At 69.3% G+C, this 26,306-nt stretch carries 27 protein-coding genes and 1 pseudogene; 13 read left to right on the forward strand and 15 right to left on the reverse strand.

Annotated features, from left to right (window positions below):
* Positions 1-2: 2 nt before the first annotated feature.
* The gene (locus tag JI746_RS06630) at positions 3-1,523 is read right to left on the reverse strand and encodes a 3-hydroxyacyl-CoA dehydrogenase (protein ID WP_201688010.1); all 1,521 of its coding nucleotides are present in this window, start codon (positions 1,521-1,523) and stop codon (positions 3-5) included.
* A gap of 86 nt (positions 1,524-1,609) precedes the next feature.
* Here JI746_RS06630 and JI746_RS06635 point away from each other — a divergent pair, with 86 nt between their 5' ends.
* Positions 1,610-3,664, forward strand: coding sequence for a type IV pilus assembly protein FimV (locus JI746_RS06635; RefSeq protein ID WP_201688011.1), 2,055 nt, complete (start codon positions 1,610-1,612; stop codon positions 3,662-3,664).
* Between the two features lie 12 nt (positions 3,665-3,676).
* On the opposite strand, the gene JI746_RS06640 is transcribed toward JI746_RS06635, so the two are convergent.
* Together JI746_RS06640 and JI746_RS06645 are read right to left on the reverse strand one after the other, a co-directional pair.
* Positions 3,677-4,867 (reverse strand): MFS transporter, encoded by a 1,191-nt coding sequence (locus tag JI746_RS06640; RefSeq protein WP_201688012.1) that lies wholly within the window; start codon positions 4,865-4,867, stop codon positions 3,677-3,679.
* An 83-nt stretch (positions 4,868-4,950) separates the two neighbouring features.
* Positions 4,951-5,958: a D-2-hydroxyacid dehydrogenase family protein gene (locus JI746_RS06645; RefSeq protein ID WP_201688013.1), complete on the reverse strand. Its 1,008-nt coding sequence runs from the start codon at positions 5,956-5,958 to the stop codon at positions 4,951-4,953.
* Positions 5,959-6,106: 148 nt separating this feature from the next.
* Here JI746_RS06645 and JI746_RS06650 point away from each other — a divergent pair, with 148 nt between their 5' ends.
* Entirely contained in the window at positions 6,107-6,625 is a 519-nt protein-coding gene (locus JI746_RS06650; RefSeq protein WP_201688014.1) for a DUF1993 domain-containing protein, read from the forward strand.
* A 158-nt stretch (positions 6,626-6,783) separates the two neighbouring features.
* Here JI746_RS06650 and JI746_RS06655 read toward each other — a convergent pair whose 3' ends face one another.
* Both JI746_RS06655 and lexA read right to left on the reverse strand, forming a co-directional pair.
* On the reverse strand, positions 6,784-7,062 hold the full coding sequence (locus tag JI746_RS06655; protein ID WP_201688015.1) for a hypothetical protein: 279 nt from the start codon (positions 7,060-7,062) through the stop codon (positions 6,784-6,786).
* A 119-nt stretch (positions 7,063-7,181) separates the two neighbouring features.
* Positions 7,182-7,853: a transcriptional repressor LexA gene (gene lexA / locus JI746_RS06660; RefSeq protein WP_201688016.1), complete on the reverse strand. Its 672-nt coding sequence runs from the start codon at positions 7,851-7,853 to the stop codon at positions 7,182-7,184.
* Positions 7,854-7,957: 104 nt separating this feature from the next.
* Here lexA and JI746_RS06665 point away from each other — a divergent pair, with 104 nt between their 5' ends.
* The gene (locus JI746_RS06665) at positions 7,958-8,896 is read left to right on the forward strand and encodes an asparaginase (protein WP_201688017.1); all 939 of its coding nucleotides are present in this window, start codon (positions 7,958-7,960) and stop codon (positions 8,894-8,896) included.
* A 126-nt stretch (positions 8,897-9,022) separates the two neighbouring features.
* On the opposite strand, the gene adk is transcribed toward JI746_RS06665, so the two are convergent.
* From adk to JI746_RS06695, 6 genes are all read right to left on the reverse strand, one after another.
* Positions 9,023-9,688, reverse strand: coding sequence for an adenylate kinase (adk, locus tag JI746_RS06670; protein ID WP_201688018.1), 666 nt, complete (start codon positions 9,686-9,688; stop codon positions 9,023-9,025).
* Positions 9,689-9,788: 100 nt separating this feature from the next.
* Positions 9,789-10,568, reverse strand: a complete 780-nt coding sequence (gene kdsB / locus JI746_RS06675; protein WP_201688019.1) for a 3-deoxy-manno-octulosonate cytidylyltransferase — start codon at positions 10,566-10,568, stop codon at positions 9,789-9,791.
* Positions 10,569-10,588: 20 nt separating this feature from the next.
* Positions 10,589-10,795 (reverse strand): Trm112 family protein, encoded by a 207-nt coding sequence (locus tag JI746_RS06680; RefSeq protein WP_201688020.1) that lies wholly within the window; start codon positions 10,793-10,795, stop codon positions 10,589-10,591.
* Positions 10,776-11,771 (reverse strand): tetraacyldisaccharide 4'-kinase, encoded by a 996-nt coding sequence (lpxK, locus tag JI746_RS06685; protein ID WP_201688021.1) that lies wholly within the window; start codon positions 11,769-11,771, stop codon positions 10,776-10,778. Before lpxK ends, JI746_RS06680 begins: the two co-directional genes overlap by 20 nt.
* Positions 11,768-12,196: an ExbD/TolR family protein gene (locus tag JI746_RS06690; RefSeq protein ID WP_201688022.1), complete on the reverse strand. Its 429-nt coding sequence runs from the start codon at positions 12,194-12,196 to the stop codon at positions 11,768-11,770. The genes lpxK and JI746_RS06690 overlap by 4 nt, the downstream gene beginning before the upstream one ends.
* Positions 12,193-12,825, reverse strand: coding sequence for a MotA/TolQ/ExbB proton channel family protein (locus JI746_RS06695; RefSeq protein ID WP_201688023.1), 633 nt, complete (start codon positions 12,823-12,825; stop codon positions 12,193-12,195). The genes JI746_RS06690 and JI746_RS06695 overlap by 4 nt, the downstream gene beginning before the upstream one ends.
* A gap of 365 nt (positions 12,826-13,190) precedes the next feature.
* Here JI746_RS06695 and xseA point away from each other — a divergent pair, with 365 nt between their 5' ends.
* Both xseA and JI746_RS06705 read left to right on the forward strand, forming a co-directional pair.
* Entirely contained in the window at positions 13,191-14,489 is a 1,299-nt protein-coding gene (gene xseA, locus JI746_RS06700) for an exodeoxyribonuclease VII large subunit (RefSeq protein WP_201688024.1), read from the forward strand.
* A 39-nt stretch (positions 14,490-14,528) separates the two neighbouring features.
* Positions 14,529-15,110 (forward strand): superoxide dismutase, encoded by a 582-nt coding sequence (locus tag JI746_RS06705; protein ID WP_201688025.1) that lies wholly within the window; start codon positions 14,529-14,531, stop codon positions 15,108-15,110.
* Between the two features lie 141 nt (positions 15,111-15,251).
* Here the strand turns inward: JI746_RS06705 and JI746_RS06710 are convergent, their stop codons facing one another.
* From JI746_RS06710 to JI746_RS06720, 3 genes are all read right to left on the reverse strand, one after another.
* Positions 15,252-15,686 carry a DUF192 domain-containing protein gene (locus JI746_RS06710; RefSeq protein WP_201688026.1) on the reverse strand — a complete coding sequence of 145 codons (435 nt, stop codon included), beginning with the start codon at positions 15,684-15,686 and terminating at the stop codon, positions 15,252-15,254.
* A gap of 67 nt (positions 15,687-15,753) precedes the next feature.
* Entirely contained in the window at positions 15,754-15,975 is a 222-nt protein-coding gene (locus JI746_RS06715) for a hypothetical protein (RefSeq protein WP_201688027.1), read from the reverse strand.
* A gap of 205 nt (positions 15,976-16,180) precedes the next feature.
* Positions 16,181-16,483: a hypothetical protein gene (locus JI746_RS06720; protein ID WP_201688028.1), complete on the reverse strand. Its 303-nt coding sequence runs from the start codon at positions 16,481-16,483 to the stop codon at positions 16,181-16,183.
* Between the two features lie 223 nt (positions 16,484-16,706).
* On the opposite strand from JI746_RS06720, the gene icd reads away from it, so the two are divergent.
* The 6 genes from icd to JI746_RS06750 all read left to right on the forward strand — a co-directional run bounded on the left by icd (position 16,707) and on the right by JI746_RS06750 (position 22,747).
* On the forward strand, positions 16,707-17,963 hold the full coding sequence (gene icd, locus JI746_RS06725; RefSeq protein ID WP_201688029.1) for an NADP-dependent isocitrate dehydrogenase: 1,257 nt from the start codon (positions 16,707-16,709) through the stop codon (positions 17,961-17,963).
* Positions 17,964-18,218: 255 nt separating this feature from the next.
* On the forward strand, positions 18,219-19,250 hold the full coding sequence (gene ubiU, locus JI746_RS06730) for a ubiquinone anaerobic biosynthesis protein UbiU (RefSeq protein ID WP_201688030.1): 1,032 nt from the start codon (positions 18,219-18,221) through the stop codon (positions 19,248-19,250).
* A gap of 11 nt (positions 19,251-19,261) precedes the next feature.
* Positions 19,262-20,161, forward strand: coding sequence for a U32 family peptidase (locus JI746_RS06735; protein ID WP_201688031.1), 900 nt, complete (start codon positions 19,262-19,264; stop codon positions 20,159-20,161).
* Complete coding sequence (ubiT, locus tag JI746_RS06740) at positions 20,158-20,628, forward strand: ubiquinone anaerobic biosynthesis accessory factor UbiT (protein WP_201688032.1); 471 nt, start codon at positions 20,158-20,160, stop codon at positions 20,626-20,628. Before JI746_RS06735 ends, ubiT begins: the two co-directional genes overlap by 4 nt.
* The gene (gene ubiD / locus JI746_RS06745; RefSeq protein ID WP_201688033.1) at positions 20,625-22,109 is read left to right on the forward strand and encodes a 4-hydroxy-3-polyprenylbenzoate decarboxylase; all 1,485 of its coding nucleotides are present in this window, start codon (positions 20,625-20,627) and stop codon (positions 22,107-22,109) included. The genes ubiT and ubiD overlap by 4 nt, the downstream gene beginning before the upstream one ends.
* Before the next feature lie 110 nt (positions 22,110-22,219).
* Positions 22,220-22,747 carry a glycine zipper 2TM domain-containing protein gene (locus JI746_RS06750; protein ID WP_201688034.1) on the forward strand — a complete coding sequence of 176 codons (528 nt, stop codon included), beginning with the start codon at positions 22,220-22,222 and terminating at the stop codon, positions 22,745-22,747.
* Positions 22,748-23,020: 273 nt separating this feature from the next.
* Here JI746_RS06750 and JI746_RS27585 read toward each other — a convergent pair.
* Positions 23,021-23,218 (reverse strand): annotated as a pseudogene (locus JI746_RS27585) (cold-shock protein); the annotation flags it as partial.
* Positions 23,219-23,451: 233 nt separating this feature from the next.
* On the opposite strand from JI746_RS27585, the gene clpS reads away from it, so the two are divergent.
* Both clpS and clpA read left to right on the forward strand, forming a co-directional pair.
* Positions 23,452-23,820, forward strand: a complete 369-nt coding sequence (gene clpS / locus JI746_RS06760; RefSeq protein ID WP_201688036.1) for an ATP-dependent Clp protease adapter ClpS — start codon at positions 23,452-23,454, stop codon at positions 23,818-23,820.
* A gap of 52 nt (positions 23,821-23,872) precedes the next feature.
* A complete protein-coding gene (clpA, locus tag JI746_RS06765; protein WP_201688037.1) occupies positions 23,873-26,218 on the forward strand; it encodes an ATP-dependent Clp protease ATP-binding subunit ClpA in 2,346 nt (781 codons plus the stop codon).
* Positions 26,219-26,306: the final 88 nt, after the last annotated feature.

Raw genomic sequence — 26,306 nt, forward strand, 5'->3', positions numbered from 1 at the left:
GTTCAGGCCTCTTCCTGCAGCAGCGACAGGCCGATGGCGCCGCGGCGGCGCAGCCAGGGGCTGGGGCGGTAGCGCGGGTCGCCGTACACCGTCTGCAGGTTGAACAGAACTTCCAGGATGTTCGTCGGGCCCCAGCGGTCCCCCATGGCCAGCGGGCCGAGCGGATAGCCCAGGCCCAGCGTCACCGCCGTTTCCAGGTCGCGCGGCGAGCAGACGCGCTGCTGGCACATGTCGGCCGCGATGTTGACGATGGTGCCGACGACGCGCTGCGTGACGAAGCCGCCCGAGTCGCGGATCACGCTGACCGGCTTGCCGTCGCGGGCGAACAGGGCGTGGGCGGCATCGCGCATGTCGGGGCGCGTCGCGGGGTTGGTGGCGAGCACGCGGCGCTTCGTGGCGGCATCCTCGATCAGCAGGTCGATGCCGACGGTGCGGGCGGGGTCGAGCCGCTCCACCACCGCCACCGTGGTGACGTCGAAACCGAGCGGCGCCACCAGCGTGAGCGCCTGCGCGGAGGGCGACTGGCCGGTCTCCACCTTGGCGCCCAGGTCCTTGAGCAGCTGGAACAGCTCGGCCCGGCGCGCGGCACGGTTGGAAACCCACACCGGCGGAATCTCCTGCACCGTGGGCGCGGGCGCTTCGGCCGGCACCTGCTGCTTGCCCTCGGCGTAGCGGTAGAAGCCCTCGGCCGTCTTGCGTCCCAGCATGCCGCCGGCGACGCGCTGGGCGGCGATGGGGCTGGGGCGGTAGCGCGGCTCGTCGTAGTACTGGCGGTAGATCGACTCCATCACCGGATGCGAGACGTCCAGCCCGGTCAGGTCCATCAGCTCGAAGGGCCCGAGCCTGAAGCCGACCTGGTCGCGCAGGATGCGGTCGATGGTGGCGAAATCGGCCACGCCCTCGCCGACGATGCGCAGCGCCTCGGTGCCGTAGCCGCGGCCGGCGTGGTTGACGATGAAGCCGGGCGTGTCCTGCGCCTGCACCGGCGTATGGCCCATCTGCCTGGCATACGCGGTGAGGCCTTCGCACACGGCGGGATCGGTCTTCAGGCCGGCGATCACCTCCACCACCTTCATCAGCGGCACCGGGTTGAAGAAGTGGTAGCCGGCGACGCGCTGCGGTCGCTGCAGCCCGTTGGCGATCGCGGTGACGGACAGCGAGGACGTGTTGGTGGCCAGCACGGCCTCGGGCCCCACGATGCCTTCGAGCTGCGCGAACAGGGCCTTCTTCACGTCGAGCCGTTCGACGATCGCCTCGACCACCAGCTCGCAGTCCGCCAGGTCCTGCAGGCTGCCGGCGGCGTGCAGCCGCTGCTTGGCCGCCTGCACGGCCCCGGCCTCCATGCGGCCCTTTTCCTGCAGGCGGTCCCATTGGGTCGCCAGGTCCGCCAGGGCCCGCTGCACGGCCTCGGGCTGGGTGTCGTAAAGACGCACGGTGCTGCCCGCCTGCGCCGCGATCTGCGCGATGCCGCGGCCCATGGCCCCGGCGCCCGCAATGCCGATGGTGTTGTAACGAGTCTCCATGCGGGCATTATCGGCGGGCGCGCAGTGCCCTCCGGACCCAACTTTTTGGGGGACCGGGTTCCGGCTTGCCTAGAATGGGCGCCTTCATGTTGCACAAAGTTACCTGGCGCGCCGTAGGCCTTGCCGCATGCGGCTGGCTGCTTGCCTGCGAAGCCGGCGCCCTCACCGTGGGCCGCGCCCGCGGCGCCGTGCTCCTGGGCAGGCCGCTGGACCTGGCGATCCCAGTGACGCTGGACGCCGCCGGCGAGGACGCGCCGTGCGCCAGCGCCGAGGTTTTCTACGGCGAAGAACGCTTGCGCCGCGACCCTTCCGTGCGCTGGGAGCCGGGCGCCGGCGGGCAGGGCGTGCTGCGCGTGAACTCGCCGGTCCCGGTGGACGAACCGATGGTGACCGTCTACCTGCGCGTGGGCTGCGGCCAGAGCATGACGCGGCGCTTCGTGATGCTGTCCGAGGTGCCGCCGGACAACGAACCGGCCACCGCGCCGCGGGTGGCGAACGTGCCGGCGCAGCCGCCGCTGGCGAACCCGGCGCCGTCGCGGCAGTCCTCGCCGCAGGCACCGGTGGCCGCCGCGCCCTCTGCGGCGGGTCCGCGTGCCGCGGCACCGGGCCGCCGCGATGCCGCTGCAGCGGACCATGCGGCAGTGGCCGCCCTGCGGCCCGAAACCGCCCTGCCGGCCGCGCGTCCGGGCCGGCCCGCCGCGCCGGCTCCGGCCACCCGGGCGCGCAAGCCGGAGGCCGGCGAGCCCCGGCCGCGCCTGAAGCTCGAACCGCTGGATCTGGGCGCGGATGGCGATCCGGGACTGCGCCTGTCGTCCGAGCTGCGCAGCGAGGTCGCCACCGACCCGCAGCGCCGCGCGGAAGCGGCTGCGCTGTGGAAGGCGCTGCAGAAGGGGCCGGACGAGGCGCTGCAGGACGCGCTGCGGCTGCAGTCGGTCGAACGCGAAATCAAGTCCCTGCGCGAGCTGACCCAGCAGAACGCGAGCACCGTCGCCCGCATGCGCGAGGAGGTGGAGCGCGCCCGGGGCAACCGCGGCATCGCCGGCGGCCTGGTGGCGGCGCTGTCGGCCGTCCTGCTGGCGCTGCTGGCGTGGGTGGGCTGGCGCTGGTGGGGCGAGCAGCGCTTGAAGCGCGTCGGCCGCTGGTTCGACGAGCACGGCGAGGCCAGCCTGCGCGCCGGGTCGCGCGCCGGCCCGGAGGGCCTGCAGACGCAGCCGGCGGCCATCCTGCGCGAAGGCCCGCCCGCGCCCGTGCGGCCGCCCGCGGCGACGGGCGCCGTGACGGTGAACGGCGGCGTGAGGCCGGCAGCCGCGACGGCGGCGGCCTTCGGCGCGGCGTCCGTCGCTGGCGCTGCTGCGCGGCCCGCCGCCCGGCCGGCCGCAGCGATGCCCGCACTCGCCCGCGACGACTTCCTGGCCAGCCGTGGCGGCATCACGCGCATGGTGGGCGTGCAGGAACTGATCGACGTGCACGACAAGGCCGATTTCTTCCTCTCCATCGGCGAGGTCGACCAGGCGATCGCGCTGCTCGAAGCGCACGTGCACGACGACGTCGAAACGAGCGCGCTGGCGTGGATGGACCTGCTGGAGCTGTACCACTCGCTGGGTCGCCGGGCGGAATACGAGCGCCTGCGCAGCGAGTTCCGCCAGCGCTTCACGGCCAGCGTGCCCGATTTCGATCATTTCGGCGAGCCGGGCGATTCGCTGGAGAACTACGAGCGGGCGCTCGGCCGCATCGTGGCCCTGTGGCCCTCGCCGCGCGTGCTGGACGTGATCGAGGAATCGATCTTCCGCAAGCCGGGGCTGCCGGGGGCCGAGCCGTTCAGCCTCGAGGCCTACCGCGAACTCGTGCTGCTGTACCACGTGGCCAAGGAACTGGCGGAGCAGGCGGCGCAGGGCACGCCCGTCGCCGCGACCTTCCACGACACCGCGGTGCATCCGCTGAACCTCGTGCCGCGCTCCGAGCCGCTCGGGCTGGAGCGCGACCTGATGGTGCCGCCGGCCTCGGCGCGCCTGGGCGTGGACATCGACCTGGGCACGCTGCCGGAGGCCGCGTCGGGCCGGCGCGAGCTGCCGGCGCTGGACTTCGATCTCGACGAGCCCACCGGCAACCCGTCGCTGGACGAAGCGCCCCGGGACCTCTGAGGCCGGGCCTCGCTAGTGCTTCGCCGACGCGAAGCGGCTGGCCAGCGTGCTCGCCGCCATCGCCGCCAGCACCCCGGCCACCCCGGCCCAGTGCAGCGAGTCCATGCCGCCGCGTGCGATCAGCCAGCCGCCTGCGGCCGCCCCGACCGCCTGGCCGGCATACATGGCGGAGGAATTCAGGGCGACGGTGGCCGACGCCAGGTCAGGCGCCATGCCGACCAGGCGGGCCTGCTGCGCCGAGTTGGTCGAAAAGCAACCCAGCGCCCACGGCACCGTGACCAGCATCGCCAGCGGCAGCGAGACGCCGAGCGGGAACAGCACGAAGCTTGCGGCCATCAGGGCCAGCCCGATCATCACGCAGCGCGCCGCGCCGATGCGGTCGATGTGGCGCGTCATCAGCACGTTGCCGGCCAGGCCGAAGGCGCCGAAGCACAGGAAGTAGAGGCTCAGCGCGCCAGGCTCCAGCCCCAGCTTCTGGCGGAAGTAGGGCGCCATGTACGAGAACAGCACGAACTGGCCGGCGGCCGACAGCACCGTCACGCTCACGACGATCATCAGCGGGCGCGAACGCAGCGTCTGCTGCCAGGCGGCGAACGAGAGCGCCGGCGGCTTCACCCCGGTGGGCAGGGCGCGCCAGACCCAGGCGGCACTGAGCACGCTCAGGGCAGCGACCAGCACCATGGCGCTGCGCCAGCCGAGCGTCCCGCCCACCAGGGCGCTCAGCGGCATGCCCACCACCGAGGCCAGGGACCAGCCGAGGAAGATGAAGGTGATGGCGCGCCCGCGCTGCCCGAGCGGCACCAGCAGGCCCAGCGAAGCCGCCGCCTGCGGCGTGAAGATCGCCGGCGGCACCAGGGCCAGCACGCGCAATGGGAGCAGGGAGGCGAAGCCGGGCGCGAACGCGCAGGCCAGGTGCAGGGCGGCGTACCAGAGCATCGACAAGGACAGGAGCAGCCGCCTGTCCCAGCCGGCGACGACGGAGGCGCACAGCGGCGCGCCCACGCACATCAGCAGCGCGCCGGCCGAGATCAGCTGGCCGGCCGTCGACACGGAGACGGCGAGGTCGCGGCTGATCTCGTCGAGCGTTCCCGGCACCGCCATCACGCCGGTGCCGATCACGAAATTGCCGAACAGCAGCGGCCACAGCACCGCCGGCAGCGGCTCGCGCAGGGCTGGCGATGACGGAATGACCTCGCTTCGCATCGATGACGCGGCTGCCGCCGCATGACCTTTCACGTCATGGCGCGCTGCGCCGGTCATGCCGGCGCAGCCGCGTCATTCCGTCATCAGCGGCGGACCTGCAGGGCGCCGGGATTGACGATGTTGGTGGGCGTGCCCTTGATGAAGTTCACCACGTTGTCGAAGGCGGCGCCGAAGTACAGCTCGTAGCTTTCCTGCTCGACGTAGCCGATGTGCGGAGTGCAGATGCAGTTCTCGAGCCGCAGCAGCGCGTGGCCCTGCAGGATCGGCTCGCTTTCGAAGACGTCGATGGCGGCCATGCCCGGGCGCCCGCGGTTGAGCGCGGCGATCAGCGCCTCCGGCTCGATCAGCTCCGCGCGCGAGGTGTTCACCAGCAGGGCGGTGGGCTTCATGCGGGTCAGGTCCTCCAGCCGCACGATGCCGAGCGTCTCGTCGTTCAGGCGCAGTTGCAGCGTGAGCACGTCGCTGTCGGTGAACAGGGCTTCGCGGCTGGTGGCGGCCATGAGGCCGTCACCCTCGGCCCGGGCCCGCGATTCCGGGCTGCCCCAGACCTGCACCCGCATGCCGAAGGCCTTGCCGTAGCCGGCCACCAGCTGGCCGATCTTGCCGTAGCCCCAGATTCCGAGCGTCTTGCCGCGCAGGACCTGGCCGACGCCGAAGTTGGGCGGCATGGAGGACGACTTCATGCCGGACTGCTGCCAGGCGCCGTGCTTCAGGTTGCTGATGTACTGGGGCAGGCGGCGCATCGCCGCCATGATGAGCGCCCAGGTGAGTTCGGCCGGCGCCACCGGCGAGCCCACGCCCTCGGCCACGGCGATGCCGCGCTCGGTGCAGGCTTCGACATCGATGTGGGCGCCGACGCGGCCGGTCTGGGAAATGAGCTTCAGGCGCGGCAGCTTCTCGACGAGCTGGCGCGTGATGTGGGATCGTTCGCGGATCAGGACGATGACGTCGGCGTCGCGCAGGCGCACGGAGAGCTGGCCGATGCCCTTGACGGTGTTGGTGAACACCTTGGCGGGGTAGGCTTCCAGCTTGGACGCGCACTGGAGCTTGCGCACGGCGTCCTGGTAGTCGTCGAGGATCACGATGTTCATTCCCTCGATTGTGCCTTGCATGCGGTCGCGCCCATGGCTGCGCTGGGGCGGGCCGCGCCAGCCGGCGCGCGGCAGCCAGAAGGGGCCGGCGACTGGGGTTTCCCGCACGCTCCTAAGATGTCGGCTTTCAGCGAAGAGGAAATTTCCCATGACGATGTCGATGTACGCGGCGAGCATCCCCGTGTTCCAGCACATGCTGCGCAACCTGGCCTTCATCCTGGAGAAGGGCGAAGCCAACGCGCAGGCCCGCGGCTTCGACCCGGCAGCCCTGACCACCTACCGGCTGGCGCCGGACATGCTGCCCTTCACGCGCCAGGTGCTGATCGCCTGCGATGCGGCCAAGCTGTGCGCGGCGCGCATCTCCGGCGTGGAAGCGCCGAAGTTCGAGGACAACGAGGCCACCTTCGCCGACCTGCGGGCACGCGTGCAGAAGACGCTGGCCTACCTGGAGACGGTGCCGGCCAGCGCCATCGACGGCAGCGAGGACAGGCAGATCACCATCCCGGTGGGACGCGAGAAGACGCGCACCATGAGTGCCCAGGCCTACCTCACCACCTGGGCGCTGCCGAACTTCTTCTTCCACATCACGATGACCTACGCGATCCTGCGGCACAACGGCGTGGACCTGGGCAAGGCGGATTACCTGGCGGGCGCAGCGGGGCGCTGAGAGCGGTCTTCGTAGGCTGGCGGTGAGCCGCGAAGCGCGACCGAGCGCCGCTGGCGGCGCGTAGTCCGAGGCGCCAGCCTCGGCAACCCCAGCGTTCAGCGTGCAATCGCTGGGGTTCGCGCCTGCGCGGCTCACCCCAGCCTACGAAAGCTGCCGTATCAGCAACCTTGCGCCTCCAGCGCGGCGAGCCGGTCGAGTTCGGCGCAGACATCCGCCAGCCGGCCCGAGATCACCATGCGGCCGGCGGTGCTGCGCGGCGCGCTCGGCTCCAGCACGCGCACGACGCGCAGAGGCTTGAGCGCCTGGCCCGGCAAGGCCGTTGCCGGCACTGCGCGGGCGGGCGCAGCGGCCGAAGGCGCCGTGTGCGGTGCCAGGGTGGCGAGCAGCCGGCGGAAGGCGGCGGCCAGGCGGGAAAGCGAAACGAAAGCGGTTGCCATGTGAGAGCTCCTGGGGGAGAGAAACACAGGCAGGATTGACGAGGAAGGCTGCTGCCGCAGGGTGATGGCGATCGCTTCGCCATACGCCTGCCACCTGCGGCGGCCGCCGTGGCCTTACCTTACATGAGCATCGTGTTGCGGATCAGGCCGACCGCGACGCCCTCGATCTCGAATGGCTCGCCGGGCTCCACCACGATCGTGGGGTAGTCCGGGTTTTCGGCGTGCAGCTCGATCAGGTGCTTGTTGCGGCGGAAGCGTTTGACGGTGACGTCTTCGCCGAGGCGTGCCACCACGATCTGGCCGTTCTTGGCCTCGCGCGTGGCCTGCACGGCGAGCAGGTCGCCATCCATGATGCCGGCATCGCGCATGGACATGCCGCGCACCTTGAGCAGGTAGTCGGGGCGGCGCTGGAACAGGCCGCTTTCCACGTAGTACGTCTTGTCCACGTGTTCCTGCGCGAGGATCGGCGAGCCCGCGGCCACCCGGCCCACCAGCGGCAGGGCCAGCTGCAGCAGCGTGGGCAGCGGCAGGTCGAACTGCTTGACGCGGGCTTCCTGGATGGCGCGAAGCGTCTCGCCCTTCAGGCGGATGCCGCGCGAGGTGCCGCTCACCAGGTCGATCACGCCCTTGCGGGCGAGGGCCTGCAGGTGCTCCTCCGCGGCGTTGGCTGACTTGAAGCCGAGTTCCTCCGCGATTTCGGCGCGGGTGGGCGGCGCCCCCGTGCGCTCGATGGCGCTCTGGATCAGGTCCAGAATCTGCTGCTGGCGCGGCGTGAGCTTGGGTGGCTCCATAGCTGGCTCCTGGTCCGTTGCGGTGGCGGGCTGGCGGGCGATGCTTGCCATGGTGGGACTGTGTTGATATCCAGTATCTGTATTTTTGAACAGTTTGGGGCGGAATGCAAGCGCAGGAACGAAGAATCGTGGTACTGGCCACCGGCGGCACGATCGCCGGGCGCGCGGCGACGGCCAGCGACAACCTGGGCTACCGGGCGGCGCAGCTCGGGGTCGAGCAGTTGCTGGCTGGCGTGCCGGTGCCGGCGGGCTGGGCCGTGGAAGGCGAGCAGGTCGCGCAGGTCGACAGCAAGGACATGGACTTCGGCGTCTGGCGCGCCCTCGCGCAGCGCTGCGACCAGGCCCTCGCGCGCGACGACGTGGCCGGCATCGTGGTCACGCACGGCACCGACACGATGGAGGAGACGGCGTTCTTCCTGCAGGCCGTGCTGGCGCCGCGCAAGCCGGTGGTGCTGACCGGCGCGATGCGGCCGGCGACCTCGGTGGCGGCCGATGGACCCCAGAACCTCGCCGATGCGCTGTCGGTCGCCGCGTCGGGTCAGGCGCGCGGCGTGTGCGTGGTGTTCGCGGGGGCCGTGCACGGCGCCCCCGACGTGCGGAAGGTGCACGGCTATCGCGCCGATGCGTTCTCCTCGGGGGACGCGGGGCCGGTGGCCTATGTGGAAGAGGGCGCCCTGCGCGTGCTGCGCCCCTGGCCCGAAGGCACGGCGGTGCGCGATGTGCAGGCGCTGCCCCAGCCGGCGCAGTGGCCGCGGGTGGAGATCATCCTGAGCCACGCGGGCGCGAGCGGTGCGATCGTTGCGGCGCTCGTGAAGGACGGCGTGCGCGGCCTGGTGGTGGCGGGCACCGGCAACGGCACGGTGCATGCCGCGCTCGAAGGCGCGCTGCTGCAGGCGCAGGACCAGGGGGTGGTGGTGCGGCGCGCCTCGCGCTGCCTGCAGGGGCGCGTGCTGGCGCACGCGGGGGACCGGCTGCCGGTGGCGCAGGGGCTCACGCCGGTGCAGGCGCGGATCGCCTTGATGCTGGAGTTGATGGCGGGGTGATGAGCGCTGGGGTTCGCGCTGCCGCGGCTCACCGCCAGCCTACGCGCGCCGCGCGTGCCGCCTGCCCGTAGGCTGGGGTGACGCCAGGAATCCCAGCGATCGGCGCAGCGGCAGCGAGCCGGAGAATCAGCGTCCGCAATCCGCCAGCGCTTCCAGCGCCCGCGCGGTGATCTCGTCGACGCTTCCCATGCCGTCGATCTTGCGCACCTTCGGCGCGTTCTGCGGATCGCTCTTCGCCCAGTTGCTGTAGTAGTCCACCAGCGGACGCGTCTGGGCGGCATAGACCTCCAGGCGCTTGAGGACGGTTTCCTCGCGGTCGTCGTCGCGCTGGATCAGCGGCTCGCCGGTGACGTCGTCGCGGCCTTCGGCCTTGGGCGGATTGAACTTGACGTGGTAGGTGCGGCCGGACGCGGGATGCGAGCGGCGGCCGCCCATGCGTTCCACGATCGCGGCGAAGGGCACGTCGATCTCCAGCACGCAGTCGATCTTCACGCCGGCGGCCTTCATGGCCTCGGCCTGCGGGATCGTGCGCGGAAAGCCGTCGAACAGGAAGCCGCGGGCGCAGTCGGGCTGCGCGATGCGCTCCTTGACCAGGCCGATGATGATGTCGTCGCTGACCAGGGCACCGGAATCCATCACCTTCTTGGCGGCCAGCCCCAGCGGGGTGCCGGCCTTGACCGCGGCACGCAGCATGTCGCCGGTGGAGATCTGCGGGATGCCGTACTTCTCGCACAGGAAGGTGGCCTGCGTGCCTTTGCCGGCGCCCGGTGCGCCCAACAGGATCAGTCTCATGGGAATCCTCGGATGGTCTGGAATCGGTCGGCTGCGGGCCGAGCCAAGCCGTCGCGCGCCTGTTGCCGCCGAGGATAGCACGCAGCCTCCTGCGCGGAACTTACGCGCGCGGCGAGGTTCCTTGTCCTGCGGCAAAGAGGGCGCGCACCCGCTCGAGGTCTTCGGGCGTGTCCACGCCGGCCCCCGGCGCGGTGGCGCTCACGTGCACGGCGATGCGGTGCCCGTGCCAGAGCGCGCGCAATTGCTCCAGCGCCTCGCACGATTCCACCGGCGCCTGCGGCATGCGCGGAAAGGCGCGCAGGAACCCGGCGCGGTAGCCGTAGATGCCCACGTGCCGCAGCGGCGCCGGGTCGGGCAGCGCGCCCACACCCTCGGCGAAGCCGTCGCGCCACCACGGGATCGGCGCGCGGCTGAAGTACAGCGCCAGGCCGTCGGCCTGCAGCACCACCTTCACCACGTTGGGGTTCAGGAAGTCGGCCACGCTCGCGATCGGGTGGGCGGCCGTGCTCATGCTGGCCTGCTCACGGTCACGCAGCAGCTTCGCCACCGCATCGATCAGCGCCGGATCGATCAGCGGCTCGTCGCCCTGCACGTTGACGACGAGGTCGTCGTGCTCCAGCCCGAGCTGCTCGCATGCCTCCGCGAGGCGGTCGCTGCCGGAAGGATGGTCGGCACGGGTGAGCACCGCGCGCACGCCGTGGGCGCTGCAGGCATCGGCGATGCGCTCGCTGTCGGTGGCCACCACGACCTGCGCGGCGCCCGACTGCTCGGCGCGCTGCGCCACGCGCACGACCATCGGCAGGCCGGCGATGTCGGCCAGCGGCTTGTCCGGCAGGCGCGTGGAGGCGAGCCGGGCGGGGATCAGGACGGTGAAGCTCACGCGCGGGTCTGCAGCGCGGGTCAGACGAGGGGCGTGCGCGGGGGCAGGCGCTCCAGTTCCTCGTCGCCCAGGGTGCGCGCCTCGTCTTCCAGCAGCACGGGAATGCCATCGCGGATCGGGTACGCGAGCCGGGCGCTGCGCGAAAGCAGTTCCTGGCGCTCGCGGTCGAGGTCCAGCGGACCCTTGGTCACGGGGCAGACGAGAAGCTCAAGCAGGCGAGGATCCATGGGCGGATGATAGCTGTGCGTCCAGCAGGCGATCGAAGGCGTCCCAGAACGCCTGCGGGATCTCCACCTGCAGTGGCACGGCCCAGGCATCGGGCCGCAGGGCCCACAGCTTGACGGCATCCTTTTCCGTGCACAGCAGGCACGCGTCGGCCGGAATCGCCGCGGGCAGGTGGACGAAATCGTGGTGGTCGGGCAGGCCGTAGGTGGCGGTGAGCGTGAGGCCGGCAGCACGCAGCATGTCGAAGAAGGCCTCCGGCGAGGCGATGCCGGCCAGCGCGATCACGGGCACGCCACGCAGGTCCGCCAGCCGCCGGCGGGCGCCGTCGCCGCGCAGCGCCTCGGTCGCGAGCGTGCGCCGCAGGACGTGGCCCTCGATGCCGGGCGTTTCGGAATCGCGCAGCACCAGGTCGACCGGCCGCGGCCAGTGTTCCCGCATGGGGCCGGCCGGCAGCAGCAGGCCATTGCCGATGCCGCGGCGGTCGAAGACGCAGATCTCGATGTCGCGCGCGAGTGCGTGGTGCTGCAGGCCGTCGTCGCTGACGATCACCTGCGTGCCCGGATAGGCGGCGAGCAGCGCCCGCGCCGCCTGCGCCCGCCGGCGCGCGACGAACACCGGCAGGCCGCCATTGCGCCGCAGCAGCAGCGGTTCATCGCCGGTGAGGACGGGGTCGTCCTGCGGCCGCACTTCGCGGCAGTCCAGGGTGCTGCGGCCGTGGCCGCGCGAGACGACACCGGCGCGCACGCGCCGGCGGCGCAGGTGCTGCAGCAGGGCCAGCACCACGGGGGTCTTGCCGGCACCGCCCGCGATCACGTTGCCGACGACGATCACCGGCACCGGCAGGCGTTCGACCGGGCGCCGGCCCGAGGCATAGAGGCGGCGGTGCAGCGCGGTGCCGGCGCGATAGACGAGCGAGACAGGCCACAGCAGGCGAGCCACCGGCCCCCGCCGCAGCCAGGCGCGCTGCAGTCCGCTCACTTGGCGCCGGCCTGCGCCGAAGACTGCGTGGCGAACGTGATCTGGCTCAGGCCGATGCGGCGCGCCGCTTCCATCACCGTGATCACCGACTGGTGGGTGGCGGTGGCGTCGGCGCTGATGATGACGACGGAGTCCTTGCCTGCCTTGGACGCTTCGGCCATCGATTCGGCCAGGGCCTCGGGGCCGCGGCCGCTGACCGGCTGCTTGTTGACCATGTAGCGGCCGTCGCTCGAGACCGCGACGATCAGTTCGCGCGGGTAGTCGCGCTGCGCGTCGGTGTCGGCCACCGGCAGGCGCAGCTGCATCTCCGTGAACTTGCTGTACGTGGTGGTGAGCATGAGGAAGATCAGCACCACCAGCAGCACGTCGATGAACGGGATCAGGTTGATCTCCGGTTCGTCCTTGGCGCGAAGACGGAAGTTCATGCCCTGCGCAGGTTGATCAAATGGCGGGCGAAGCGCTCGGCGGAGAGTTCGAGCGTGAGCAGGTATTCGTCCACGCGCCCGCGGAAGTAACGCCAGAAGATCAGGGCCGGAATCGCGACGATCAGGCCGAAGGCCGTGTTGTAGAGGGCCACCGAGATGCCGTGCGCCAGCTGCGCGGGGTTGCTGCCCGTCGCCGCGCCGGCGCCCGACTGCGAGCCGAAGATCTCGATCATGCCGATGACGGTGCCCAGCAGGCCCAGCAGGGGCGCGGCCGAAGCGATCGTGGCCAGTGCGTTCAGGTAGCGCTCCAGGCGGTGCGCCACGGCGCGGCCGGTGTTCTCCATGTTCGCGCGCAGGTCCGCCTCGGTGCAGCGGGGATCGGAGTTGAGCGCGCGGAAGCCGCTGGCCAGCACTTCGCCCAGCGCGGAATTCTGCTCGAGCTGGCGCACGACGTCGGGCGAGGGCACGGAGGCGCGCGAGACGGCCAGCGCCTCGTCCAGCAGTTTCGGCGGGGCGACCTTGGCTGTCTTGAGGCTCAGGAAACGCTCGATGACGAGCGCCAGGGCCAGGATGGAGCAGGCAACGAGCGGCCAGATCGGCCAGCCTGCGGCTTGTATGATCGAAAACAAACGGGGTCCTCCGCCGGGGTGTACTGCTGGTCGGGCGGCGCTTGCGCGCTGCCTCGCGCGGATTATCGCGGCATGCCGCATTGTCGGACCAGTTTGCAAGGGTCGTAGGCGAGGTCGACGTATCCGTAGGACGACACTCACAAAAGTTGTGGATAACTTTGTTGAGAAAACCCCTTTGCCGCAGCGCCGACCCGCGCCAGTCCTGCACCGCGACAGAACGATGACCAAATGAGCAGGAAAAAACCGTTGAAAATCAAGGACTTGCTCCGAGGAATCAGCGTCCTGGCCCGTCCTGGGGTGTTTTTCCCCGATTCCGGGCTTCTGTGGATGAATTTCCATGGGGTTTTCACTAGGGAAGACCGGCTTTGTTGACGGACGGCAGCCCGGCTGCGCCGCGGGTCTGGGCGGTCGGCGCACTGTGCCGGGCCGTGGCCGACGCCCTGGAGGCGCGCTTCAATCCGGTCAGCGTGCGCGGGGAGATCACCGGGTTCTCGCGGGCGGCCAGCGGCCACTGCTACTTTTCGCTCAAGGACACGCAGGGGCAGGTCCGCTGCGCCATGTTCCGCCGCAGCGCCAGCCTGCTGGCGTTCGCGCCGCGCGATGGCGAACTGGTCGAAGTGAGCGGGCGGCTGGGCGTATACGAGCAGCGGGGCGACCTGCAACTGGTGGTCGAGAGCATGCGCCGGGCCGGGCAGGGCGCGTTGTTCGAGCAGTTCTTGCGCCTGAAGGCGAAGCTCGAAGCCGAAGGCCTGTTCGAGGCCGGCCGCAAGCGCCCGCTGCCCTTGCTGCCGCGCGGCATCGGCATCGCCACTTCGCTGGGCGCGGCGGCGCTGCACGACGTCGTGACGTGCCTGCGCCGCCGTGCGCCGCACGTGCCGGTGGTGCTCGCGCCCGCGGCGGTGCAAGGGATGCAGGCCCCTGCAGAACTCGTCGCAGCGCTCGAATCGCTGTACCGGCTGGCGGGCCGCGGCACGATCGACGCGATCCTGCTGGTGCGCGGCGGCGGCTCCATGGAGGACCTGTGGGCCTTCAATGACGAACGGCTGGCGCGCACCATCGTGCGCAGCCCCGTGCCGCTGGTGAGCGGCGTGGGGCACGAGACCGACTTCACGATCGCCGATTTCTGCGCCGACCTGCGCGCGCCCACGCCGACGGCCGCGGCGGAACTCGCGGCGCAGCCGCGCGAGGCGTGGCTGGGGGCGCTGCGCATCCTGCACGAGCGGCTGCAGGAAGCTGCGCAGCGCCGACTCGACCGGGCGGAGCAGCGACTCGACCAGGCGGCGGCGCACCTGGGCCGGCCGTCCGCGCGCACCGCCCAGCAGCACCTGCGCATCGAACGCCAGGCGCAGCGCCTGCGGCTGGCGCTGGCGTCGCGGCTGCGGCGCGCGCAGGAGGAACTGCGCGCCGCCCGCGACGGCCTGCGCGGCGGCATCGCCGAGCGCGTGAGCCGCGCGGCGCGCCAATGCGAGCGCGTGGAGATGCGGCTGGAACTGCTCGATCCGCGCCTCGTGCTGCAGCGGGGCTATGCGCTGCTGACGGATGCCGCCTCGGGCCAGCCACTCACGAGCGCGCGCGCCCTGCACGAAGGGCAGGCCGTGCGGGCCGCCCTTGCGGATGGCGAGGTTGATCTTCGCGTGGCGCCGCGAAGCGGGAATCCTTCCTAGAATCGGCGGTTCGACACCACAACCAGCGAAAGAAGAGCCATGGAACACGTCCTGCCCCCCCTGCCGTATCCCATCGACGCACTGGCCCCGCACTATTCCCGCGAGACGCTCGAGTATCACCACGGCAAGCACCACAACGCGTACGTGGTGAACCTGAACAACCTGCAGAAGGGCACCGAGTTCGAGAACATGCCGCTGGAGGACATCATCCGCAAGTCCTCGGGCGCCATCTACAACAACTCCGCCCAGGTGTGGAACCACACCTTCTTCTGGAACTGCATGAAGCCCGAGGGCGGCGGCGAGCCCACCGGCGCGCTGGCGCAGGCGATCACCGGCAAGTGGGGCAGCTACCAGGCGTTCCGCGAAGCCTTCGTGAAATCCGCCGTCGGCAACTTCGGATCAGGCTGGACCTGGCTGGTGAAGAAGGCGGACGGCACGGTGGACATCGTCAACACCGGCGCCGCGGGCACGCCGCTGACCACCGCCGACCGCGCGGTTCTGACGGTGGATGTGTGGGAACACGCGTACTACATCGACTACCGCAACCTGCGCCAGAAGTTCGTGGAGACCTTCCTGGACAAGCTGGTGAACTGGGAATTCGCGGCGAAGAATTTCGGTTGATCGGGCGCTGCGCGCAATGACGGAAGGGCCGCTTGCGCGGCCCTTCCTGCTGGGGTTCGCAGGGCTCACCGCCAGCCTACCGCCGGACCGCCGTGCGTAGGCTGGCGGTGAACCGCGAAGCGCGTGAACCCCAGCGACCCCTCAACGAAAGATCGGCCCCCCCAGCTTCGTCCCCGCCTTGATCCCCTTCTTGGCGAACCACCCCTTGTTCATCTCCAGCACGTAGCGCACGGGCTTGTCGGAGCAGTGCGCATCGAGCGTCTGCGGCTTCATCTCGTCGGTGTTGACGATGGTGCCGTCGTCGGCGACGAAGGCGATGGCCAGCGGCAGCAGCGTGTTCTTCATCCAGAAGCACTGCTGGCTCGGCGCCTCGAACACGAACAGCATGCCCTCGTGCTGCGGCATCTCCTTGCGGTGCATCAGCCCCGTCATGCGCTGCTCGTCGGTGGCGGCGACCTGCGCGTCGATCACGTGCATGCCGGCGGTGAGCTTCACGCGCGGCAGGTTCATCTGCGGCTCCTGCGCGTGCGCGAGGGGGGCCAGCAGCAGGGCGGCGAGGGCGAGGGACTTCATCATGCGGCGATTGTGCGGTGGAAACAAAAATGCCCGCGCGCGGCGGGCATTCCGGGCCGGGACCCAGGACTCAGTTCTTGTCCTTCTTGGCGGTCTTCTTGCTGGACTTCTTGGCGACCTTCTTGGTGGCCTTGGCGTCCTTCTTGGCGTCCTTCATGTCCGCCTTGGCATCGGCCTTGACTTCCGTCTTGGCAGCCGAGGCACCAGCCATCGGGGCACCGGCGTGCGAAGCGGCGAAGGCGGTGGACATGGCGAACACGGAGGCGGCCAGGACGGCGAGCAGCTTGCTCATGGAAAATCCTTTCAGGGTTGGGAAGTTCTTTTCTTACCTCCCGTACCACCGGGCGGCCCATCCGTAACGGAGCGGAGCAGCGGCCGGTTGACAGCCGCCGCGAAGGCGGCACTCAGGGTCATCCCGAGCCCACCAAGACAAAGGCCCGCCAGGGGCGGGCCAGTGACGCGGCCGCGCGATGCGGCCGGCAAGGGGAAGCAGCCGATTACGACTTCTTCTCTTCCTTCTTCTCTTCCTTCTTCACTTCGGCCTTCGGGGCGGCCTTCTTGGCCTTCTTGTCGGCCTTGGCGACCTTCTTTTCTTCCTTCTTGGCTTCGGCCTTGACTTCGGCCTTCTCTTCCTTCTTCTCGGCCTTCACGACGGCCTTTTCTTCCTTCTTCGCTTCGACCTTGGCCGGAGCAGCGGCGGCGGCCGGGGCGGCGGCGGCGGCCGGGGCGGCGGCGGGGGCCTGGGCGAACACGGCAGCGGAGAACAGGCCGGCGATGAGGGTGGCGAGCAGCTTGGTCATTGGATTCCTTGGGAGCTTTCGTTTTGAAAAAAATGCCCAACGCGATGTCAGACCCTCCGCCAACGCGGCAATGCGGCGGCCGGTTGACACAACCGCGGCAGACCTTGATCTGGCGCATTCTTCGCTGCAAGGAAGCCGACAGCTTCGCCGCTAGAATCCGCTCGTTTCCCCCGCCGGCCCGCCCGGTGCGGCACATCCGATCCCTTCCGGAGACGTTTCCCCCATGGCTTACCAGCACATCCAGGTCCCCTCGCAGGGCCAGAAGATCACCGTGAACGCCGACATGTCGCTGAACGTGCCGGACCAGCCGATCATTCCCTACATCGAGGGCGATGGCACCGGCCTGGACATCACCCCCGTGATGCTGAAGGTGGTGGATGCCGCGGTCCAGAAGGCCTACGGCGGACAGAAGAAGATCCACTGGATGGAGATCTTCGCCGGCGAGAAGTCGACCCGCGTCTACGGCCCGGACGTCTGGCTGCCCGACGAAACCCTGCAGGCGGCGCGCGAGTACGTCGTCTCGATCAAGGGCCCGCTGACCACGCCGGTCGGCGGCGGCATCCGCTCGCTGAACGTGGCGCTGCGCCAGGAGCTGGACCTGTACGTCTGCCTGCGGCCGATCCAGTACTTCCGCGGCGTGCCTTCGCCCGTGAAGGCGCCCGAGAAGACCAACATGGTGATCTTCCGCGAGAACTCGGAAGACATCTACGCCGGCATCGAGTACGAGGCCAACACCGACAAGGTCAAGAAGCTGGTCGATTTCCTGATCAAGGAAATGGGCGTGAGCAAGATCCGCTTCCCGCAGACCTCCGCCGTCGGCATCAAGCCGGTGTCCGTCGAAGGCACCGAGCGCCTGGTGCGCAAGGCGATCCAGTACGCCATCGACAACGACAAGCCCAGCGTGACGATCGTGCACAAGGGCAACATCATGAAGTTCACCGAGGGCGGCTTCCGCGACTGGAGCTACGCGCTGGCGAAGAAGGAGTTCGGCGCGGTGGAGATCGACGGCGGCCCCTGGTGCAAGTTCAGGAACCCGAAGACGGGCAAGGACATCATCGTCAAGGACTCGATCGCCGACGCCTTCCTGCAGCAGATCCTGCTGCGCCCGGCGGAATACAGCGTGATCGCCACGCTGAACCTCAATGGCGACTACATCTCCGACGCCCTGGCGGCGCAGGTCGGCGGCATCGGCATCGCGCCCGGCGCCAACCTGAGCGACACGGTCGCCATGTTCGAGGCCACGCACGGCACCGCGCCGAAGTACGCCGGCAAGGACTATGTGAACCCGGGTTCCGAGATCCTGTCGGCCGAGATGATGCTGCGCCACATGGGCTGGACCCAGGCCGCCGACCTGATCATCAGCTCCATGGAAAAGTCCATCCTGTCCAAGAAGGTCACGTACGACTTCGCGCGCCTGATGGAGGGCGCCACGCAGGTGTCGTGCTCCGGCTTCGGGCAGGTGATGATCGACAACATGTAGCGCGGCGCCTTGCGAGCCGCCATTCAATAGCCGGACCCAGAGGACGCAAAGGGTACGCAAAGGACGCAAAAGACATCCCTTCAAAGGTTTTCTTTGCGTTCTCTGCGTACCCTTTGCGCCCTCTGCGTCCGGCTGTTGCATTGGTGCCCCTCAAGCGTCCGCGATGCACATTGATTGATGCGCGTCAGAACGCGGGCCGGTACGCGCGCGTATCGTCGGCGGCATCCGTCCCTTCCGGGCGCGGCAATCCACTCCATGTCCGTCGTACCAACACCTCCAGCCAATCCCTTCGAGCTGGTCTGCCCGGCGGGCAGCCTGCCCGCCCTCAAGGCCGCCGTCGACGCCGGCGCCGACTGCGTCTACATGGGGATGCGCGACGCCACCAACGCGCGCAACTTCGCCGGCCTGAACTTCGACCGCGCCGCGACCGAGAACGGCATCCGCTATGCCCACGAGCGCGGCAGCAAGGTGCTGATGGCCATCAACACCTATCCGCAGGCGGGGCAGGGCGAACGCTGGCGCAGCGCCGTGGATACCGCGGCGCAACTGGGCGTCGATGCCGTCATCGTCGCCGATCCGGGCCTGCTGCAGTACGCCGCCCGCCAGCACCCGCAGCTGCGGCTGCACCTGTCGGTGCAGGGCTCGGCCACCAATTACGAAGCGATCAACCTTTATCGCGAGCAGTTCGGCATCCAGCGCGCCGTGCTGCCGCGCGTGCTGTCGCTCGAGCAGGTCAAGCAGCTGGCGCAGCGCACGCAGGTCGAGATCGAGGTGTTCGGCTTCGGCAGCCTGTGCGTGATGGTGGAGGGGCGCTGCCAGCTGTCGTCCTACGTCACCGGCGAGTCGCCCAACACGCACGGCGTGTGTTCGCCGGCCAAGGCGGTGCGCTGGCAGGAAACGCCGCGCGGCCGCGAGGCGCGCCTGGGCGGCGTGCTGATCGACGTCTACGGTGAAGGCGAGAACGCCGGCTACCCCACGCTGTGCAAGGGCCGCTTCGATGTCGACGGCGAACAGAACTACTACGCCATCGAGGAGCCGACCAGCCTCAACACGCTGGACCTGCTGCCGCAGCTGATGAAGATCGGCGTGCGTGCGATCAAGATCGAGGGCCGCCAGCGCAGCCCCGCCTACGTCGCGCAGGTCACGCGCATCTGGCGCGAGGCGATCGACCAGTGCGTGGCCGCCGGCCACCGCTACGCCGTCAAGACCCAATGGATGGCGGGCCTCGACCAGCTCGCCGAAGGCCAGCAGCACACGCTCGGCGCCTACCACCGTTCCTGGAAATAAGAAGAAGTCCCATGAAGCTGTCCCTGGGCCCCCTGCAGTACTACTGGCCGCTCGCGAACGTGCAGGCCTTCTACGCCGGCATCGCCGACACGCCGGTCGACATCGTCTATCTCGGCGAGGCCGTGTGCTCGCGCCGGCACGAGGTGAAGCTGGCCGACTGGCTGGAGATCGCGCACATGCTGCGCGGCGCCGGCAAGGAGGTGGTGCTGTCCACGCAGGTGCTGCTGGAGTCCGGCGCCGACGTCACCGGGCTGCACAAGATCGCCGCCAACGGCGAGTTCCACGTCGAGGCCAACGACATGGGCGCGGTGCACTGCTGCGCGGGCAAGGTGCCCTTCGTCGCCGGCCCGCACCTGAACATCTACAACGGCGACACGCTGCGCTGGGTGGCGGGGCTGGGCGCGGCGCGCTGGGTCATGCCGGTGGAGATGAAGCGCGAGGACCTCGCCACGCTGCACAGCGAGCGCCCCGAGGGCCTGGAGACCGAGGTGTTCGCCTTCGGTCGCCTGCCGCTCGCCTTTTCCGCCCGCTGCTTCACGGCGCGCCACCTGAACCTGCCCAAGGACGACTGCGGCTTCAGCTGCATCGCCCACCCCGACGGCCAGGTGCTGCGCACGCGCGAGAACGAGCCCTTCCTCGTGCTCAACGGCATCCAGACGCAGTCCGCGCGCGTGCACTCGCTGCTGGGCGACCTGCCGTCGCTGGCGCAGGCCGGCGTCGACGTGGTGCGCCTGTCGCCGCAGTCGCAGCACATGCCGCAGATCATCTCCCTGTTCGATGCGGTGCGGCGCGGCACGACGAGCCCCCGCGCGGCGCATGCCGCCAGCCTGGAACTCCTCCCTGACGAGCCCTGCAACGGCTACTGGCACGGCCGCTCCGGCCTCGAGCAGGTGACCGAGGCCTTCGCATGACCACGCCGCTCTTCTCGCTTTCCGCCTTGCCCGAGTGCCCGAAGCCGATCGCCGCGGTGCTCGAGCGCCTGCCGTCGTTCCCGGGTTCGCTGGTGCTGGCCACCGCGCTCAACGCCATCCTGGCGCCGCAACTGCCGGAAGACGTCAAGCAGATGATGTCCGGCCGGCGCTTTCGCATCCATGTGCGCGACGCGCGCCTGTCGTTCGACTTCGCGTGGAACGGCAGCCGCTTCACGCCCCTGTCGCGCCAGGCGCAGCCGGACCTGACGATCAGCGCCAGCGGCCCCGATTTCCTGCGCATCGCGCGCCGGCAGGAAGACCCGGACACGCTGTTCTTCAACCGCCGCCTGAGCATGGAAGGCGACACCGAACTGGGGCTGGTCGTGAAGAACACGCTCGACGCCCTGGAGCTGCCGGTGTTCGATCTCTCGCGCTTCACGCGCGGCCGCGGCGCGCCCAGGCCTTGACGTACCGCGACCTGCGCGAATTCGTCGCCCAGCTGGAGCAGGGCGGCGAGCTGAAACGCGTCGCCCAGGCGGTGTCGCCGCACCTGGAAATGACGGCCGTCTGCGACCGCGTGCTGCGCGCCGGCGGCCCGGCGATCCTGTTCGAGAACCCGACGGGGCACCGCATCCCCGTGCTGGCCAACCTGTTCGGCACGCCGCAGCGCGTGGCGCGCGCCATGGGCGTGCCCGACCTGAAGGGCGTGCGCGTGTTCGGCGAACTGCTGGCGCGCCTGAAGGAGCCCGAGCCGCCGCGGGGCTTCAAGGAGATGCTGGGCCTGGGCGACCTGCTCAAGCGCCTGTGGCACATGGCGCCGCGCGAGGTCGGCAAGCCGGCCTGCCAGCAGCAGGTGTTCGAAGGCCCCGACGTCGATCTCACGCGGCTGCCGATCCAGCATTGCTGGCCCGGCGACGTGGCGCCGCTCATCACCTGGGGCCTGGTGATCACTCGGGGGCCCAACAAGGCCCGCCAGAACCTGGGCATCTACCGCCAGCAGGTGCTCGCGCGCAACAAGGTGATCATGCGCTGGCTGCCGCACCGCGGCGGCGCGCTCGATTTCCGCGACCATGCGCTGGCGCATCCGGGGCAGCCGTATCCCGTCGCGGTGGCGCTGGGCGCCGATCCGGCCACGCTGCTGGGGGCGGTCACGCCGGTGCCCGACTCGCTCTCCGAATACCAGTTCGCGGGCCTGCTGCGGGGCAGCCGCACCGAGGTGGCGCCGGCGCTGGGCGTGCCGCTGAACATCCCGGCGACGGCGGAGATCGTGCTCGAAGGCCACATCCAGCCGGATCCGAATCACACCAGTGGCTACGAGCACGCGCTGGAGGGCCCCTACGGCGACCACACGGGCTACTACAACGAGCAGGCCGCCTTCCCGGTGTTCACGATCGACCGCATCACGCAGCGGCCGGACGCGCTCTACCACTCCACCTACACCGGCAAGCCGCTCGACGAGCCCGCGGTGCTGGGCCTGGCGATGAACGAACTGTTCATCCCGCTGCTGCAGCGGCAGTTCCCCGAGATCGTCGACTTCTACCTGCCGCCGGAAGCCTGCAGCTACCGCATGGCGGTGGTGAGCATCCGCAAGGCCTACCCGGGGCACGCGCGGCGGGTGATGATGGGCGTGTGGAGCCACCTGCGCCAGTTCATGTACACCAAGTTCGTGCTGGTCGTCGACGACGACATCGACGTGCGCGACTGGCGCGAGGTGATGTGGGCCCTGTCCAGCCGGATGGACCCGGCGCGCGACACGATGACGATCGAGAACACGCCCATCGACTATCTCGACTTCGCCTCGCCGGTGGCGGGCCTGGGCAGCAAGATGGGCATGGACGCGACCAACAAGTGGCCGGGCGAGACCCAGCGCGAATGGGGCCGCACGATCCGCATGGATCCCGACGTCACGGCGCGCGTGCAACGCCTGTGCGAGGACCTGGGCTGCTAGGCTTCACGATCGCGCGTGGGAAGCGGCTGTTGCAGGCCTCGTTGCAGTCCGGTCACCGCGCGGCCGGGAATCCAGCTGGTAGACCAGCATCCGACAAGCAGGGAAACGCCATGCGTCCTTCCATCCTCCTGGCCGCCGTGGCGGCCCTCGTGGCTGCTGCACCGGCCCTGGCCGACCTGCCGTGGATGGTCCGGCAGCAAGGCGGCTACGAGTACAAGCCGCAGTACCGCCCGGCGCAGGTCGCGGGCACCTCCCGTTGCAACAGCCGCGCGGTCGGCGGCGTCCTGGCCGGCATCGTGGGCGGCGCGCTGGGCGAGCAGATCGGCCGCGGCGAAGGGCGCACCCTCGCCACCGTCGGTGGCGCGGTCGCCGGCGTGCTGGTGGGCGGCGAGGTCGGGCGCCGCATGGACGCGGCCGACCACGCCTGCGTCGGCGAGGTGCTCGAAGTCGCTCCGGAGGGCAGGCAGGTGCAGTGGCAGGACGGCGGCAGGCGCTACACGGTCGTGCCGGGCAAGGTCAATTACGTGCAGGGCGCCTATTGCCGGCCGTACACGCTGACGGTCCACACCGGGCGCAGTCCGCAGCGCCAGCGCGGAACCGCCTGCCGGCGCCCGGATGGCGTGTGGATGGCGGGCTGACGCAGCCGCAATCGGGGAGAAAGGCCCGGGACTGGGCATCGTGGCCGCAGCAGTGCGCCCGTGCGGGATGAGCCTCTCGCGTTCCTCCGGGCGAGCTGCAAAAGCGCCGAGAGCCGCCCGCAGGCGGCTCCGGAATCTCACGCGCTCAGGGCGTCAGGCCTTGTTGGCGTGGTCGCTGTGGCCGCCGGCCGCATGGAACTGCGGCGCGCGGACCTTCGGCTGGCGCGGCGGCCGATCGGTGGGGGCAGGCTGCGTCTGGATGACGCCAGGCTGCGCCTGGATGTTCTGCGCGAGCTGGCCCTTGGGACCTTGCTGGATGTCGAAGCTGACGCGCGACCCCTGCTTGAGAGTCTTGAAGCCCTCCATCGTGATCGCCGAAAAATGCGCGAACACATCCGAGCCACCGCCATCGGGTTCGATGAACCCGAAGCCCTTGGCATCGTTAAACCACTTCACAGTTCCGGTCGCCATGATGCGCGCCCCCGTTTATTGTTCCCTCAGTGATCGTCGAGTCTCCTAGAACACCGCTCATCTGTCAACATTTTCACTTAGTCAATCGCAAGTGCCCGTCAGGAAACGTTTTTTTATTTCCAAGCTCCCTGCGCGCAGGCCGTCGAAATCAAGCTGGCACGCATGTCGCTTGAATGTGACGGGACCGTCTCCAATTCACCTAGGGTCTACGGGCGGCGATGGCGCTCGATAGAATGATTTTCATGGCCAGTCAGACACCACTCCCGCCCCCCGCCGGACCGGCGATCCGGCCGTCGGAGGACGATGGCGGATCGGTGGTCGCGGAGCGGAAGACGCAGAAGACGAAGCCACCGCAGATGTACCAGGTGGTGATGTTGAACGACGACTACACCCCGATGGAATTCGTGGTGGTGGTGATCCAGGAATTTTTCGGCAAGGACAGGGAGACGGCCACGCAGATCATGTTGAAGATCCATCTGGACGGGAAGGGCATCTGCGGCGTGTACTCGAGGGACGTCGCGGCCACGAAGGTCCAGCAAGTGCAGGAGGCGGCCCGCCAGGCGGGACACCCGCTGCAGTGTCTGAGTGAACCGGTCGAGTGATCAGTACTCGAACATCGGAAAAGGTTTTGAACGCAAGGCAGAAGGAAATCTCATGATTGCCCAGGAATTGGAAGTCAGCCTCCACATGGCGTTCGTGGAAGCGCGTCAGCAGCGCCACGAATTCATCACCGTGGAGCATCTCTTGCTGGCCCTGCTGGACAATCCCAGCGCGGCCGAAGTGCTGCGCGCGTGCTCCGCGAACATCGACGACCTGCGCAAGTCGCTGTCGAACTTCATCAAGGACAACACGCCGCAGGTCGCGGGCACCGACGACGTCGACACGCAACCCACGCTGGGCTTCCAGCGTGTGATCCAGCGCGCGATCATGCACGTGCAGTCCACCGGCAACGGCAAGAAGGAAGTGACCGGCGCCAACGTGCTGGTGGCGATCTTCGGCGAGAAGGATTCGCATGCCGTGTACTACCTGCACCAGCAGGGCGTCACGCGGCTGGACGTGGTGAACTACATCGCTCATGGCATCAAGAAGAGCGATCCGCCCGAGCCCGCCAAGAGCGGCGAGAACCCCGGCTCCGAAGGCGAGGAGGGCGGCGAGAAGAACGAGAAGGCTTCGCCGCTCGAGCAGTTCACGCTCAACCTCAACCAGTCGGCCAAGGAGGGCAAGATCGATCCGCTGATCGGCCGCGAGTACGAGGTCGAGCGCGTGATCCAGATCCTGTGCCGCCGCCGCAAGAACAACCCGCTGCTGGTGGGCGAGGCGGGCGTGGGCAAGACCGCGATCGCCGAAGGCCTGGCCTGGCGCATCGTGCAGAAGGAAGTGCCCGAGATCCTGGCCGAGTCCGTCGTGTACTCGCTCGACATGGGCGCGCTGCTGGCCGGCACCAAGTACCGCGGCGACTTCGAGCAGCGCCTCAAGGGCGTGCTGCGGTCCCTGAAGGACAAGCCGAACGCGATCCTGTTCATCGACGAGATCCACACGCTGATCGGCGCCGGTGCGGCGTCGGGCGGCACGCTGGACGCGTCCAACCTGCTCAAGCCCGCGCTGTCGCAGGGCTCGCTCAAGTGCATAGGCGCGACGACGTTCACCGAGTACCGCGGCATCTTCGAGAAGGACGCGGCGCTGTCGCGGCGCTTCCAGAAGGTCGACGTGGTCGAGCCGAGCGTGGAGCAGACGATCGAGATCCTCAAGGGGCTCAAGAGCCGCTTCGAGGAGCACCACAGCGTCAAGTACGCCGCGGGCGCCCTGCAGGCGGCGGCGGAGCTGTCGGCCAAGTACATCAACGACCGGCACCTGCCGGACAAGGCGATCGACGTCATCGACGAGGCCGGCGCCGCCCAGCGCATCCTGCCGGTGAACAAGCGCAAGAAGACCATCTCCAAGCTGGAGGTGGAAGAGATCGTGGCGAAGATCGCGCGCATTCCGCCCGCGTCGGTCTCGAGCGACGACCGCAGCAAGCTGCAGAACCTGGAACGCGACCTGAAGTCGGTGGTGTTCGGGCAGGACAAGGCGCTGGAAGTGCTGGCGGCCTCCGTGAAGATGGCGCGCAGCGGCCTGGGCCGCGGCGACAAGCCGATCGGCGCGTTCCTGTTCTCCGGCCCCACGGGCGTCGGCAAGACGGAAGCGGCCAAGCAGCTGGCCTACATCATGGGCATCGACCTGATCCGCTTCGACATGTCCGAGTACATGGAGCGGCACGCGGTGTCGCGCCTGATCGGCGCGCCTCCGGGCTATGTCGGCTTCGACCAGGGCGGCCTGCTCACCGAGGCCATCACGAAGAAGCCGCACGCGGTGCTGCTGCTCGACGAGATCGAGAAGGCGCACCCGGACATCTTCAACGTGCTGCTGCAGGTGATGGACCATGGCACGCTGACCGACAACAACGGGCGCAAGGCCGACTTCCGCAACGTGATCATCATCATGACCACGAACGCGGGGGCCGAGACCATGAACAAGTCGGTGATCGGTTTCACCAACTCGCGCGAACAGGGCGACGAGATGGCCGACATCAAGCGCCTGTTCACGCCGGAGTTCCGCAACCGCCTCGATGCGATCGTGAGCTTCCGGGCGCTCGACGAGCAGATCATCCTGCGCGTGGTCGACAAGTTCCTGCTGCAGCTGGAACAGCAGCTGGCCGAGAAGAAGGTGGAAGTGACTTTCACCGACGGCCTGCGCAAGTACCTGGCGAAGAAGGGCTTCGATCCGCTGATGGGTGCCCGCCCGATGCAGCGCCTGATCCAGGACACGATCCGTCGCGCCCTGGCCGACGAACTGCTGTTCGGCAAGCTGACCGAAGGTGGCCGCCTCACGGTGGACATCGAGATCAAGACCGACGACAAGGGCACCGAGACGCCGGACGTCAAGCTCGACATCCAGCCGCTGCCGAAGAAGGAAGGCCGCGCCAAGCCGGAGCCGGAGGAGATCTCCACCGACGGGCAGTAGGCTGCCTCGCGTCGATGAAAAAGCCGCCCTCGGGCGGCTTTTTCTTGACGTGGCGTAGGCTGGTGGTGAGCCGCGAAGCGCGCGAACC

The sequence above is a fragment of the Ramlibacter alkalitolerans genome (assembly GCF_016722765.1).
In the GTDB taxonomy this organism is placed as follows: domain Bacteria; phylum Pseudomonadota; class Gammaproteobacteria; order Burkholderiales; family Burkholderiaceae_C; genus Ramlibacter; species Ramlibacter alkalitolerans.